Here is a 13,753-nt window from a genome sequence, read left to right as displayed (position 1 = left end):
CCCCAAATTAGTGATAATAGCCCTAATTTTCGGTATGTTTAAAGGTGTTTAAAACGGATAGCGCATAATCGCCGCCAAACTACCGCCACCTGGTATATCATCCCGGCGCACACCCAAAACTCGCGCCCCTGTCAGCAGCGCACGCCCGGCAATTTCATCAATAATGTTGTAGCTCATGGCACAGGGACCTTCAGCAAAACTAATAACGCCGTCATCGTCAATAGTACCTGGTTTAGCGTCATCTATATCAACCAATAACTTGTGTACTGCGCCATAGGTAGCAGCGCGCGCCGCCTGGGAGATATCGGTAGTAGTACGATTTTCATTAGTGCGCTGGTTGAATAAGGCCTGTATATCGGCAAGTTCTTGACGGAACAACTCATCGAGAATTTCCCGCGCCGCCGTTGCTAATTCGGCATCACTCATGGCTTCAGGATTGGTAGTAATGGCGCTGTTTGCTAGGTGAGGATAGGATTGCACCTGGCGATATATTGACAATAACGGTTCGGTAGCGGCGATAATTAGGGGAGTTTCGCGACCTCCTAGCAGGTCACGCAGTGCTTGATCTATTTTCCTGGCATACTGGGTCAGACGGACTTTCATGCCTTCGGAACCTTGAATGCGACCACTGGGGGAACGGTCTTTGATGGAAGTTTTCCCGGCGGCGCTGGCGGCGGACTCTGGTAAACTGTCCACTTTCACCTCAAAGGCGGGCATATCTGCGGAAACTTCAACTACCCGAACGCTATTTTGAGCTAGGGCGAGGACAAAGGCTGATTGTGGGACGGTGACAGCCCGCAACAGGCGCTTGAGATAAAAGCGATCGCTTACTTCGACAATGGGTTCTAAACGGTTAGGTAGACGGAAGGTACGCAGATATTCGGGTGTGGCAAAGATAGCCAAGCTATTAGCCTGATATTTCCAGAATTCATCATCATCAATGAGGTCTAATAACATCTCCTCGATCGCTGCTACTTCCCCCTTATTGTGTTCGGCTAGTTGGTTTGTGGCTTCGGTCACTAGGTTTTTTAGGGCAATGCGATCGCCTTGGTTCTCAATGGTGATCGGTGTGGTAGGTAGATAAATGCTAACTCTGGCGGAACCGCGACTGTGCAGCAAAGCCTCAATATCCGCCTGAGTGGGAATGTCAATATGGAGCATAGGTATCAGTTTATAGGTTGATTTGATTCTGTTACCATATCAGTAATTATCACATTATGGGCTTCAATATAGTTATTCAGTTCAAATTAACTACCGCCATATTCGAGAAAATATAGCCTTTTCCACCTCACCCCATCTCCCCCTAATTAGGACAAAGCTACTGTTTATGTCTTGAGGAAGACATGATTGGACTCCGCCTTCAAAATCGGTCTCCGTTTAATTAACAATTAATTAATCAGTCATGTGTTTTTGCCCCTCAACTGTGGCAATTAGAGATAATTGGTGCTGGAAAATTTACCAACTCCACTGAACAAGAGATATTTAGGCAGCCAGGTGTCTGAGGAATAGTTTTTGATAGACCATCTTCTCGGTTAGGGATAATTGGGGACTTTTTTGGCAAATGTCGAGAGTAAGTGCTGAAGTGGGGCCGAAATGTGAAACAATCAAATCAAGGCGATCGCAGTCCTTAGCAACCACGATCGCCCATGAAGTTGACATATCTAAACTGGAATACTCATGACTGTTGCTCAAGCCGTCTTCCCCATTGACTTGGGAGCCTACCAATACCTGAAACTTGACCCAGCCCATAGCACCCTAACCGACGAACAACGAAAGGCCCTGAAAGCTAATATTGAACTGGTCAGAGATGCGATCGTCTTCTTCACCGCCACCGGCGCAGCGCGCGGAGTTGGCGGACACACAGGGGGACCTTACGACACCGCCCCAGAAGTAATGATCCTTGATGCCTTATTTCGCGGTTCTCCCGACAAATTCGTGCCTATCTTCTTTGACGAAGCCGGACACCGGGTGGCTACCCAATATTTAATGTCCGTACTCGAAGGATCTATGCCCGCCGAACAACTCCTTAGCTATCGCGCCGCTCATTCCCAACTACCCGGACACCCAGAATTAGGACTGACCCCCGGCGTAAAATTTAGCTCTGGTCGTCTCGGTCATATGTGGCCTTACGTCAACGGCGTGGCTATGGCTAACCCCAACAAAACCGTTTTCTGTCTGGGTTCCGATGGTTCTCAACAGGAAGGAAATGATGCCGAAGCTGCTCGTTTGGCTGTCTCCCAACAGCTTAACGTTAAACTGATTATTGATGATAACGATGTCACCATCGCCGGACACCCTTCTGATTATATCCCTGGCTATACCGTCGCCCAAACTCTCATCGGTCATGGTCTGAAAGTCCTAGAGGGAGATGGAGAAGATATTGATAGCCTCTATGGTCTGATCTGCCAAGCTATTAATACAGATGGTCCGGTGGCGCTGATTAACCATCGGAAAATGTGTGTGGGAATTGAAGGACTCGAAGGTTCCCCCCACGGTCATGATGTGATTTCCGTAAAGGCGGCGATCGCTTATTTGGAAGCCAAAGGTCGCACCGAAGCCGTTAAATATCTCCAAGGTATCCAAGCACCTAAACAAAACTACACCTTCATCGGTTCTAGTGACGATCTCGGTTCCAACCGTAACGTCTTTGGGGATGCCGTCGTTTCCGTTCTCGCTACCATGACAGATAGCGATCGTCAAGAAAAAGTCGTTTGTGTCGATAGCGACCTAGAAGGGTCCTGTGGTCTACAAAAAATCCGCACCGCCTACCCAGAAATCTTTATCAAAGGCGGTATTATGGAGCGCGGTAACTTCTCCGCCGCCGCCGGCTTTGGTATGGAAAAAGGCAAACAGGGGATTTTCGGCACCTTTAGCGCTTTCCTAGAAATGTGCATTTCTGAAATTACCATGGCGCGCCTGAATTACTCCAACGTCCTCTGTCACTTCTCCCATAGCGGTATTGACGACATGGCTGATAATACCTGCCATTTCGGAATTAATAATATGTTCGCCGACAACGGTTTAGATGACGGCTACGAAACTCGTTTGTATTTCCCCGCTGACGCTAACCAGATGAAAGCCTGTGTCGAAGCCGTATTTTTTGACCCCGGACTGCGGTTTATCTTCTCTACCCGTTCCAAAGTTCCCTATATTCTCAACAGTGACGGAAATAATTTCTTTGGCGACAGCTATAAATTCATCCCTGGTAAAGATGAGGTAATTCGCGAGGGTACTGCTGGCTATATTGTCAGCTTTGGCGATAGTTTGTACCGTTCCTTAGATGCTGTCGAACGCCTCAAACAAGAAGGTATTGATGTAGGGTTAATTAATAAATCTACCCTAAATGTCGTTGATGAAGATATGTTAGCCAAAATCGGAAAGGCTCCCTTTGTCATGGTCGTCGAAGCCTTTAACCGTCGCACTGGACTCGGTAGCCGTTTCGGTTCCTGGTTACTAGAACGTGGCTATACTCCCAAATATGCCTATCTTGCTACTCACAAGGAAGGTTGTGGCGGTCTGTGGGAACAGTTCCCTCATCAGGGTATTGACCCCAACGGTATTATGGCCAAGGTTAAGGAATTAGTCGGTTAGTCACCAAACAACCTGTTTGCTGATTAATAGATCACAAAATATAGGGCGGGTTAATCAAGTTGATCAACCCGCCTTGGTTTAGAGTTTATGCAGCATCAAATCTGAACCTAACTATCGCTGCAATTCTATGCTTTATTCGCTTTTTTGCGAAGGTTGGAAGCGACAAAGCCAGCACCAATAGCGCCTAGACCGAAAATCATACCTGGTTCTGGTACAGCAGCACCAACCACTTTCCAGTCTGGTCCATTATAAAATGCTCGCAGGGCATCATCGCCAGGACCACCCGACTCAGACCATGCAGCACTTACACGAATACCACCAATAGACCTTACTGAGGGGTCAAATCCTAAGTCAGCCAAGGACACTCCCCGAGAACCGACTTGTTGAACAGGATTTCTGGTATTGGCAATTTCTAGTGTAGTAATTGCGAACCCGGCATCATCCCAGTCGTTCCGTCCAACAGTAAAGGTATTACCCAAACTGTTGCCTTCTCCGTCGATCGCTTGAACTGTTACAGCACTGTTCATGCCACGTTCCCACAAAAACAGGTTATCAACCCGACGATCAAACCAAACATTGATCGCGAAACTGCCGCGGTCTTCTCCATCGATAATGCTGTTAAGGTTATTATTTCCCAAAGATGTCACAATGTCTTCATTGGTGGGGTCTTCCCGGGATGTTCCTACGGTTGCTAGAGGCCCCATATCAGAACTAGCAGCACCTGTGTTACCACCAGTATAGGGGTCGTTATAAACGATGTCAGCGCGATCGACAAAGGCAAAATTACTGAAAATATTGCCGTTAACCTCAACAGAATTCAGCCAGACATCCCCTCTCGGATTATAATCCTCGTTTAATAAGTTGGTTTGGAAGGAAAAGGCTTGAGCGGAACCTGCGAATCCTAGACCACCGGCTAGTAAACCTAAAAATACTGATAGACTTAGTTTGGTGTTCATAATTTTTACCTCTGGTGTGATAATTTGACTAACTTGGATAAATTTTCTGGACTTCGTACTTTCGTACTATTCATGTTGTAGCATCATTTCCCTGGTGTGTCTAATGTAAAACACCTTTTTTACCAAAGATTTATTAATGTATGGCTTTTGTAAAGGTAGCTTTTTATATTTGTGACCATTGTCTTGAATGTATGTGTCACAAATCACAACCTGCTGTGATCAGACCAGTAGGAAAATATTTAAGCTGAAAATATTGCCAACAGAGTGCTAATTGACGCTCAAGGTCTAGTAATGTCAATTTTAATTTGTCCGCTAAAGTCAGGAATGGGGGGAGCGAGTTTAATTAACTGGATCTGAACCCGCTCAACCTGGGACTGTTCCAGAATGGCTTGAGCGATCGCCTCTGCTAGTCTCTCGACCAGAGCAAATTTAGCCGTTTTGACAATATGCTCAACTGTAGCAATAGTTCCCCGATAGTCTACCGTATCTGCGATCGTATCACTATGTCCGGCAACGCACAAGTCAAACCACAAGCGCACATTAACTTCAAACCACTGACCTAATACCCTTTCCTCCTGGAGATATCCCGTATAACCATAACTGCGGATACCTTTAATTTCAATTGAGTCCATATTTTTAGCTAACCTTTTTGTGATTGTGATCTTAATTTTCACCCAAAGCGCCACCTATGGTAGAAATATAGGCCCATGACCCAGGAAATTTTAGCGTTGAGGTTCCTGGTATTTGGCGATCAGACTCCCTCCCGGCTACAGGGGATTGATTGCTAAGAGATGAAATTGTCGTTGGGTTGATCAATATTTGCGGAATATATGTTATAGTGAATTTGGTCTTAGGGCATGTAGCTCAGTGGATAGAGCATCAGATTCCGGTTCTGAGGGTCGGGGGTTCAAATCCCTCCATGCTCGTTTTTTCTATTGCCTTATCCTGACGGCGATAGCGGGAATTTACTTAACCCGATAGTCGTACCGTCACACTCAAAATGCACTCCATTCAGTCTTAGCACACGGGACAATTGGTGCATATCCCTTAGCAACAAATCTTAATTATTGGCGGGTTAATCAATAAGCACAACTTAATCAATATGTCAAATATCCATACCTCCCCTCAACCAAACACCGATAGGGTAGTTCCCTTGTGATAGCAGTCAATGGCAAGCCTATCGGTTCGTTCGTCACCATTGACTGCTATCACATCGGTCACTTCCCCAATAGTACTTGTTCCGGTTATGGGGGGAGGGTATGATTCAAAGTCAACACGATAGCCGTAGGTAGCCGTAGAGGGGAACCTTCTAAGTAATCAATGTACAAAGATATCAGACCGCCTTTCCGTGGACTATACCTATAGGTAAACCTATGAGCGATCGCCTATCCGGTTATCTATGGGTCTGATTCATAATCTCCGGTGAGGGGAAACTATGGGCTATCATCTACCGGCTCCAACCCGATACCCCTAAACAACTTTTCAATTAGGGGTCGAGAATGGAGTCGCCTCCATCCCCTCCCATTCAAAACCGTGCGTGAGACTTTCATCTCACACGGCTCCTAGTCTGATTGCTCCATTGTTAGGGATACAGCTTTAGCGTTGTCAAGCGCCGTTTGATCATCGTGACAATGGCGATGTAATAGTTTAAGATTTTTGTATTCATCCTTTCCACCGAGGTTTCGAGGTACAATGTGGTCTACTTCAACTAAATCTGATGGTGCGAAATACTGTCCACACCAGGTACACCTGCCTTTTTGCTTTTTGAGTAGTTTTGCTACCCTATTTGGCGTTCCAATTGCTTGTCCTTTCCTGGTTGCCCAGTAAGTCCAGTTTCCGTCGTATGGTGTTGCGTCAGGGCGTATTAGGGTGTGTCTGACAATCGGAGTGTAGCTATGTTTCCATAGTGTATATCCATCTTTGGTCTGAAATAACCAAGGTTCTTGCCTTTCCTTCCCATTACTAAGTTTGACCGTTCCGCGTCTGAAATAGTTTCTTAGCTTTTCGTGGCTTGCCTTTCCGCATCTTGAACCTGTCCATGCTCTTAGCATTAACCAGATTGTGTGGTCTAGCCTTGTGAAGGTCTCTGTTGAGACTACCGCTGAGTAATAGTTTGACCATCTCTTTATGATTGGGTTTAGTTTGCTAATCAAGGCTGATTGGGGTGCTGTTTTGAGTTCTTTAATTGCACCCTTAATCTCTTCCATGTGAGCTTTAACTGCTTTCTGGCTGGGTTTAATGTGGGTTTTGTGACCGATTAATCGGTTTATTGTTCCCCCGGTTTTCCCAGATTTATATTTTCCTGCTGGGTACTGCCTTATGTTGAATCCTAGAAAGTCGAACCCTGGTTCTTCTGTTTTGCCATCATACTCAATACGTTTGAGCGTGTGACAGATTCGAGTCTTTTCAGGTTTTATTTCTAGTCCAACAAGTTTTAACCATTCGGAAATAGCAATTTTGCACTGTTCAATGATTTCAAGTGATGGAGATATCACCACAAAATCATCGGCATATCTTATGATAGTAGCTTATACTCTTTTTGATTTCTTAGGATACATTGTTTCAATTAACCTAGCCATTCCCAACAGTGCGATGTTGGCGAGTATTGGACTTATTACCCCTCATTGAGGTGTCCCTGCTTCTGTATTCTCAAATATGCCGTTGTCTAGTACACCTGCTTTGAGCCATTGTTTCAGGTCTTTCTTCAGGCTGCTTGGACAATGAATTTTGGACAGTAGGTAATCATGGTTCACGGTAAGAGCATTTTGCTATGTGTTAGGGGTCGAGAATGGAGTCACCACCATCCCCTCCCATTCAGAACCATACGTGAAAGTTTCCCTTCATACGGCTCCTGGTGTGGATACCCTGTTTTGTCAAAGGAGCAGAATCAACAGACCTGCTTTTTACTTCGATGTTCAGAGCTATATGCAGCACGTAGTCTTTAAACTCGTCCTCGCCATTATACTCTTACTGACCGCAGTATCTATATCCACACTGTGACAATTGGGCATATCCCCACCATGACAATTGGGCTTTAGCTTCTGGTCACATCCTTAGCCCTCTAAGCATGCGCTTACATTTTTCACTAGTGCCTTGTGAATTGCATTACTCACTTGTTTATGGGCAGAGCATTAGAGGGGTTAATTAGGGGTCGAGATAAACCTCACGGTCTACCCCTCCCATTCAGCAGCAGAACCGTACATGAGACTTTCACCTCATACGGCTCCTAGTTTGACCGTCTCTTTGTTAAGAGTACAGCAACATCTCTTTCATCAAGAGCTGTTTTATCATCGTGACAATGGCGATGTAATAATTGAAGATTCTTGTATTCATCCTTTCCGCCTTGGCTTCTAGGTACAATGTGGTCTACTTCAATTAAATCTGATGGGGTAAAGAATTGCCCGCACCAGGTACATCTACCTTTTGGTTTTTTGAGTAGTTTTGCTACCCTAATTGGCGTGTCGATTGCTTGTCCTTTCCTGGTTGCCCAGTAAGTCCAATTTCCGTCATAAAGTGTTGCGTCGGGGCGTATTAGGGTGTGTCTGACAATTGGGGTCCAGATGTGTTTGAATAGATGTATCCCATCTTTGGTTTGGAATAGCCAATTTTCGTGTCTTTCTTTCCCATTGCTAAGTTTAATTGTTCCATGTCTGAAATAATTACTTAGCTTTTTGTAACTTGCCTTTCCGCATCTTGATATTGTCCATGCCCTTAACATTTGCCAGATTGTATTATCTAGCTTATTGAAGGTCTCTGTTGAGACTACTGCTGAGTAATAGTTTGCCCATCCTCTTATAATTGGGTTTAGTCTACTTATCAGGGCTGATTGAGGTGCTGTCTTATATCGTTTAATTACACCTTTTATCACTTCTGTGTGGGCAACAACTGCTTTTTGGCTGGGTTTTATGTGGGTTTTATGTCCGATTAATCGACTCTTATATCCCCCTGTTTTTCCAGACTTGTATTTTCCTACTGGGTATTGCCTGATATTGAATCCGAGAAAATCAAACCCAGGTTCTTCTGTTTTGCCATTATACTCAATAGGTTTGAGTGTGTGACCAATTCGAGTCTTTTCGGGTTTAATCTCTAATCCTACCGGTTTTAACCATTTGGTGATAGCAGTTTGGCACTGTTCAATGATTCCTAGGTCTTTGGAGATGACCACAAAATCATCGGCATATCTTATAAGGTTCACCTGAGTGGCTGTGCCTTTATTTGGATACATTCCTTTAACTAGCCTTTCTACTCCCAACAGTGCGATGTTGGCGAGTATTGGACTTATTACCCCTCCCTGGGGTGTCCCTGCTTCTGTATCCTCAAATACACCGTTATCTAGCACGCCTGCTTTGAGCCATTGTTTCAGGTCTCTTTTTAGGCAGCTTGGACAATGAATTTTGGACAGTAGGTAATCATGGTTCACGGTAAGAGCATTTTGCTATGTGTTAGGGGTCGAGAATGGAGTCACCACCATCCCCTCCCATTCAGAACCATACGTGAAAGTTTCCCTTCATACGGCTCCTGGTGTGGATACCCTGTTTTGTCAAAGGAGCAGAATCAACAGACCTGCTTTTTACTTCGATGTTCAGAGCTATATGCAGCACGTAGTCTTTAAACTCGTCCTCGCCATTATACTCTTACTGACCGCAGTATCTATATCCCCACCGTGACAATTGGGCATATCCCCACCATGACAATTGGGCTTTAGCTTCTGGTCACATCCTTAGCCCTCTAAGCATGCGCTTACATTTTTCACTACTGCCTTGTGAATTGCATTACTCACTTGTTTATAGGCAGAGCATTAGAGGGGTTAATTAGGGGTCGAGATAAACCTCACGGTCTACCCCTCCCATTCAGCAGCAGAACCGTACATGAGACTTTCACCTCATACGGCTCCTAGTTTGACCGTCTCTTTGTTAAGAGTACAGCAACATCTCTTTCATCAAGAGCTGTTTTATCATCGTGACAATGGCGATGTAATAATTGAAGATTCTTGTATTCATCCTTTCCGCCTTGGCTTCTAGGTACAATGTGGTCTACTTCAATTAAATCTGATGGGGTAAAGAATTGCCCGCACCAGGTACATCTACCTTTTGGTTTTTTGAGTAGTTTTGCTACCCTAATTGGCGTGTCGATTGCTTGTCCTTTCCTGGTGGCCCAGTAAGTCCAATTTCCGTCATAAAGTGTTGCGTCGGGGCGTATTAGGGTGTGTCTGACAATTGGGGTCCAGATGTGTTTGAATAGATGTATCCCATCTTTGGTTTGGAATAGCCAATTTTCGTGTCTTTCTTTCCCATTGCTAAGTTTAATTGTTCCATGTCTGAAATAATTACTTAGCTTTTTGTAACTTGCCTTTCCGCATCTTGATACTGTCCATGCCCTTAACATTTGCCAGATTGTATTATCTAGCTTATTGAAGGTCTCTGTTGAGACTACTGCTGAGTAATAGTTTGCCCATCCTCTTATAATTGGGTTTAGTCTACTTATCAGGGCTGATTGAGGTGCTGTCTTATATCGTTTAATTACACCTTTTATCACTTCTGTGTGGGCAACAACTGCTTTTTGGCTGGGTTTTATGTGGGTTTTATGTCCGATTAATCGACTCTTATATCCCCCTGTTTTTCCAGACTTGTATTTTCCTACTGGGTATTGCCTGATATTGAATCCGAGAAAATCAAACCCAGGTTCTTCTGTTTTGCCATTATACTCAATAGGTTTGAGTGTGTGACCAATTCGAGTCTTTTCGGGTTTAATCTCTAATCCTACCGGTTTTAACCATTTGGTGATAGCAGTTTGGCACTGTTCAATGATTCCTAGGTCTTTGGAGATGACCACAAAATCATCGGCATATCTTATAAGGTTCACCTGAGTGGCTGTGCCTTTATTTGGATACATTCCTTTAACTAGCCTTTCTACTCCCAACAGTGCGATGTTGGCGAGTATTGGACTTATTACCCCTCCCTGGGGTGTCCCTGCTTCTGTATCCTCAAATACACCGTTATCTAGCACGCCTGCTTTGAGCCATTGTTTCAGGTCTCTTTTTAGGCAGCTTGGACAATGAATTTTGGACAGTAGATAATCATGGTTCACGGTAAGAGCATTTCGCTATATCTGCATCAAGTACATAGTATTGTCCTTGATTTATGGCAGTGTAAATTCTACCAATTGCGTCCTGGGCTGACCGTCCGGGACGGAACCCATAGCTAGTGCCCTCAAATCTTGACTCCCATTCGGGCTCAAGTGCCGACTTAACCAAGGCTTGCCTGGCTCTATCTTGGATTGTGGGAATTCCTATTCCAGCTTTTTTCATCCCTACCAGGTTTTGGAATCCACACCCTTCGCAGTGGTTTTGCTTTGAGGTTTCCTTTGATTTTCTCGGTCATTTCTAGCCTTTGTTTAGGGGATATTGCTATCACACCATCTACTCCAACCGTCTTTTTACCTTGACCCGCTTGGGGGGCGGGTTTATTAAGCTGACTGTTGGGAAGCATGGCTGACCGTGGAACCCGCCCCTACAGTCGCACTGCTAAGAGTCGGGCATAATATGATTTCACCAATAGACGTTGCAGCCTTCTTACCTTTGCGTCCTGTCCCGATTTAGCTGCTTGAAATATACTCTTTTGGAGCTTGAAAACTTTCCGTTGAACCTTAGTCCATGGGATGGCCTTCCATGCGTTGTTCGTAGTCTTGATTGGTTTGGGCTTGCCAAATCCTTTCTTTAAACTCGCTATCGCCATTTGTACACCTACTAGACTCTATTCTTACAATCAAACCGTGACCCGTTAGCATATCCCTACCATTACAGTCTGGCGTTGGCTTCTGGTCACATCTCACCCCCTAATAGGCTTACGCTTACACTTTCACTACTGACTTTCTCGACCAGATTATCAGAGCCTAAGAGGGGTTAAAACGTTCCGTTTATATGGGCATTCCATCTTTAGATTTGTCCTTTCCACCGGGGTACTTTTAAAGGTCTGTGTAGTTATGACATTGAAGTTCCTACTTTTCCCCTTGCTCTTTTGAGCGCAGCGTATCAACCTGTTTCGCTGCCCAATCATTACGATGGTTCAAGCCGGACATTCGGTTTCCCTAATCATGGATGGTTGGCAGTGGTCTCGATTCTGGTGTTGGGTTACACCTTGGAGCCTTCCGTTCCCCGCTTCAATCCTGGGGTTGTGATTCCCAAAACTGGGGGTGGCTATCGCCGTTACCCTGACTCTCTAACTTCTACTTATCTATTTGTAGAATTTGTATAAGTAATTTGTATGAGTTAGTTGGTTTTGACCTTGGGTTCCCTGCCTTGATTTGTATCGTGGGATACTAATCGTTGGGACATATAAACAGTTATGAGGATGGTCAGGAGAGATCTCCTTATATTCAACCAAGGGGTTTAAGTCCCCACCAGGCGGTTATTTCAGGTATTTCAACCTTATTTTTTGCCTGAACGTCTCGCACCAACGTTCCGTTTATATGGGCATTCCATCGTTAGATTTGTCCTCAGAACCGGGGTACTTTTAAAGGTCTGTGTAGGTAGTCGCACGAACCCCCTACTTTTCCCCTTGCCCTTTTGGGCGCAGCGTGTCAACCTATTTCGCTGCTAGTGTATTACGATGGTTCAAGCCGGACATTCAGTCTCCTTAATCATAGATGGTTGGCAGTGGTCGAGTAGGAGGTGGGTTCCGACCTACGCCTTCCGTTCCCCCGCTTCAATCCTGGAGTTATGATTTCCAAAACTGGGGGTGGCTATCGCCGTTACTCTCTACTCCCTGATTTCTCAGTTCGTTTATGACCTTGAGTTCCCTGCTTTGCTTAGTTCCCTAAGCGTCGGGACATATAATCAGTTATGAGGATGCTCAGGAGAGGTCTCCTTATATCCAGATTCGGAGCTGGAATCCTCACCGGGTAGTTATTTCGGGCATTTAAGCCCTATTTCATACCCGAACGTCTCGCACCTGCATCCAATACATAGTATTCACCTTTGTTAATACTTTGGTAAATTCTGGTTATTGCGTCGTGGGCTGACCTTCCTAGCCTGAACCCGTAGCTAGTGCCTTCAAATCTTGATTCCCATTCGGGCTCAAGTGCCGATTTAACCAAGGCTTGCCTAGCTCTATCTTGGATTGTGGGTATTCCCATTCCCGCTTTTTTCATCCCTACCAGGTTTTGGTATCCATACTCTCCTAAGTGCCTTTGCTTTGAGATTTCCTTTGATTTTCTCGGTCAATTCCAGTCTTTGTTTAGGGGAGATTGTGATAACCCCGTCTACTCCAGCCGTCCTTTTTCCTTGATTGTCTTGAGTCACTCGTCGCACTGCTAAGAGTCGGGCATAGTATGATTTCACCAATAGACGTTGCCACCTTCTAACCTTTGCATTCTGTCCCGATTTATATGCTTGAAATATACTCTTTTGGAGCTTAAAAACTTTCCGTTGAACCTTAGTCCATGGGATTGCCTTCCATGCGTTGTTCGTAGTCTTGATTAGTTTTGGTTTCCCAAACCCTTTCTTTGAACTCGCTATCGCCATCTGTACACCTACTAGGCTCTATTTCTTTACAATCAAACCGTGACCCGTTAGCATATCCCTACCATTACAGTCGGGCATTGGCTTCTGGTCACATCTCACCCCCTAATGGGCTTACGCTTACACTTTTCACTACTGACTTTCTCGACCAGATTGTCAGAGCCCAGAAGGGGTTAAAACGTTCCGTTTATATGGGCATTCCATCTTTAGACTTGTCCTTTCCACCGGGGTACTTTTAAAGGTCTGTGTAGGTGTTGCCAATATTACCCTACTTTTCCCCTTACTCTTTTGAGCGCAGCGTCTCAACCTATTTCGCTACCTACTTGTGACGATGGTTCAAGTCGGAACATTCAGATTTCCTTAGTCATGGATGGTTGGCAGTGGTCGCATTTGGTAGTAGGTTCTACTTCACGCCTTCCGTTCCCCGCTTCAATCTGACGGGTTGTGTATCCTGAAACTGGGGGTGGCTATCGCCGTTGCCCTCATTTCTGCTTCGTAACTTCTGTTATGTTAATAATTATTACGATTTGTTACAGAGTGTATTGACCTTGGGCTCCCTGCCTTGATTTGGTATCATAGTGATACAAATCGTTGGGACATATAAACAGTTATGAGGATGGTCAGGAATGTGTTCCTTATATTCATCCGAGGGGCTAAAGTCCCCACCAGGCGGTTATTTCGGGTATTG

General features: G+C 45.0%; 11 protein-coding genes, 1 tRNA gene and 2 pseudogenes. 2 read left to right on the top strand and 12 right to left on the bottom strand.

Annotated features, from left to right (window positions below; all coding sequences use genetic code 11):
• Positions 1–48: 48 nt before the first annotated feature.
• Together N39L_RS12030 and N39L_RS12025 are read right to left on the bottom strand one after the other, a co-directional pair.
• Positions 49–1,161, bottom strand: a complete 1,113-nt coding sequence (locus N39L_RS12030; RefSeq protein ID WP_006617630.1) for a baeRF11 domain-containing protein — start codon at positions 1,159–1,161, stop codon at positions 49–51.
• 321 nt (positions 1,162–1,482) lie between these two features.
• Positions 1,483–1,659: a hypothetical protein gene (locus N39L_RS12025; protein ID WP_014275341.1), complete on the bottom strand. Its 177-nt coding sequence runs from the start codon at positions 1,657–1,659 to the stop codon at positions 1,483–1,485.
• Positions 1,660–1,677: 18 nt separating this feature from the next.
• Between N39L_RS12025 and N39L_RS12020 the strand changes: the two genes are divergently transcribed.
• Positions 1,678–3,591 carry a thiamine pyrophosphate-binding protein gene (locus tag N39L_RS12020; RefSeq protein WP_006617631.1) on the top strand — a complete coding sequence of 638 codons (1,914 nt, stop codon included), beginning with the start codon at positions 1,678–1,680 and terminating at the stop codon, positions 3,589–3,591.
• A 125-nt stretch (positions 3,592–3,716) separates the two neighbouring features.
• On the opposite strand, the gene N39L_RS12015 is transcribed toward N39L_RS12020, so the two are convergent.
• Together N39L_RS12015 and folB are read right to left on the bottom strand one after the other, a co-directional pair.
• Complete coding sequence (locus tag N39L_RS12015; protein WP_014275340.1) at positions 3,717–4,547, bottom strand: exosortase-dependent surface protein XDP2; 831 nt, start codon at positions 4,545–4,547, stop codon at positions 3,717–3,719.
• A 278-nt stretch (positions 4,548–4,825) separates the two neighbouring features.
• A complete protein-coding gene (gene folB, locus N39L_RS12010) occupies positions 4,826–5,179 on the bottom strand; it encodes a dihydroneopterin aldolase (RefSeq protein WP_014275339.1) in 354 nt (117 codons plus the stop codon).
• A gap of 221 nt (positions 5,180–5,400) precedes the next feature.
• Between folB and N39L_RS12005 the strand changes: the two genes are divergently transcribed.
• Positions 5,401–5,473: transfer RNA gene (locus N39L_RS12005), tRNA-Arg, on the top strand.
• A gap of 636 nt (positions 5,474–6,109) precedes the next feature.
• Here the strand turns inward: N39L_RS12005 and N39L_RS12000 are convergent.
• The 8 genes and pseudogenes from N39L_RS12000 to N39L_RS11965 all read right to left on the bottom strand — a co-directional run.
• Positions 6,110–7,300: pseudogene (locus N39L_RS12000) on the bottom strand (group II intron reverse transcriptase); the annotation flags it as partial.
• A gap of 473 nt (positions 7,301–7,773) precedes the next feature.
• Positions 7,774–8,967 (bottom strand): annotated as a pseudogene (locus N39L_RS11995) (group II intron reverse transcriptase); the annotation flags it as partial.
• A 473-nt stretch (positions 8,968–9,440) separates the two neighbouring features.
• The gene (locus N39L_RS11990) at positions 9,441–10,634 is read right to left on the bottom strand and encodes a group II intron reverse transcriptase (protein WP_014275337.1); all 1,194 of its coding nucleotides are present in this window, start codon (positions 10,632–10,634) and stop codon (positions 9,441–9,443) included.
• On the bottom strand, positions 10,624–10,854 hold the full coding sequence (locus N39L_RS11985; protein WP_014275007.1) for a reverse transcriptase domain-containing protein: 231 nt from the start codon (positions 10,852–10,854) through the stop codon (positions 10,624–10,626). The genes N39L_RS11990 and N39L_RS11985 overlap by 11 nt, the downstream gene beginning before the upstream one ends.
• Complete coding sequence (locus N39L_RS11980) at positions 10,814–11,035, bottom strand: hypothetical protein (protein WP_014275008.1); 222 nt, start codon at positions 11,033–11,035, stop codon at positions 10,814–10,816. Before N39L_RS11980 ends, N39L_RS11985 begins: the two co-directional genes overlap by 41 nt.
• Before the next feature lie 21 nt (positions 11,036–11,056).
• The gene (locus N39L_RS11975) at positions 11,057–11,281 is read right to left on the bottom strand and encodes a reverse transcriptase N-terminal domain-containing protein (protein ID WP_014275009.1); all 225 of its coding nucleotides are present in this window, start codon (positions 11,279–11,281) and stop codon (positions 11,057–11,059) included.
• 1,189 nt (positions 11,282–12,470) lie between these two features.
• Positions 12,471–12,695, bottom strand: coding sequence for an RNA-dependent RNA polymerase family protein (locus tag N39L_RS11970; protein ID WP_014275336.1), 225 nt, complete (start codon positions 12,693–12,695; stop codon positions 12,471–12,473).
• Positions 12,655–13,068, bottom strand: coding sequence for a reverse transcriptase N-terminal domain-containing protein (locus tag N39L_RS11965; protein ID WP_014275335.1), 414 nt, complete (start codon positions 13,066–13,068; stop codon positions 12,655–12,657). Before N39L_RS11965 ends, N39L_RS11970 begins: the two co-directional genes overlap by 41 nt.
• Positions 13,069–13,753 lie beyond the last annotated feature (685 nt).

Origin of the sequence: Limnospira platensis NIES-39, assembly GCF_026000695.1 — a bacterium.
Lineage (GTDB): Bacteria > Cyanobacteriota > Cyanobacteriia > Cyanobacteriales > Microcoleaceae > Limnospira > Limnospira platensis.
The sequence above is the reverse complement of the archived record's forward strand: the minus strand, read 5'-3'. Positions and strand labels throughout refer to the sequence as shown.

What these genes read in the sequence shown, in the direction of transcription:
- N39L_RS12030 (WP_006617630.1), bottom strand. Translation starts at nt 1,161, where the DNA reads ATGCTCCATATTGACATTCCCACTCAGGCGGATATTGAGGCTTTGCTG.
- N39L_RS12025 (WP_014275341.1), bottom strand. Translation starts at nt 1,659, where the DNA reads ATGTCAACTTCATGGGCGATCGTGGTTGCTAAGGACTGCGATCGCCTT.
- N39L_RS12020 (WP_006617631.1), top strand. Translation starts at nt 1,678, where the DNA reads ATGACTGTTGCTCAAGCCGTCTTCCCCATTGACTTGGGAGCCTACCAA.
- N39L_RS12015 (WP_014275340.1), bottom strand. Translation starts at nt 4,547, where the DNA reads ATGAACACCAAACTAAGTCTATCAGTATTTTTAGGTTTACTAGCCGGT.
- folB (WP_014275339.1), bottom strand. Translation starts at nt 5,179, where the DNA reads ATGGACTCAATTGAAATTAAAGGTATCCGCAGTTATGGTTATACGGGA.
- N39L_RS11985 (WP_014275007.1), bottom strand. Translation starts at nt 10,854, where the DNA reads ATGAAAAAAGCTGGAATAGGAATTCCCACAATCCAAGATAGAGCCAGG.
- N39L_RS11980 (WP_014275008.1), bottom strand. Translation starts at nt 11,035, where the DNA reads ATGCTTCCCAACAGTCAGCTTAATAAACCCGCCCCCCAAGCGGGTCAA.
- N39L_RS11975 (WP_014275009.1), bottom strand. Translation starts at nt 11,281, where the DNA reads ATGGCGATAGCGAGTTTAAAGAAAGGATTTGGCAAGCCCAAACCAATC.
- N39L_RS11970 (WP_014275336.1), bottom strand. Translation starts at nt 12,695, where the DNA reads ATGAAAAAAGCGGGAATGGGAATACCCACAATCCAAGATAGAGCTAGG.
- N39L_RS11965 (WP_014275335.1), bottom strand. Translation starts at nt 13,068, where the DNA reads ATGGCGATAGCGAGTTCAAAGAAAGGGTTTGGGAAACCAAAACTAATC.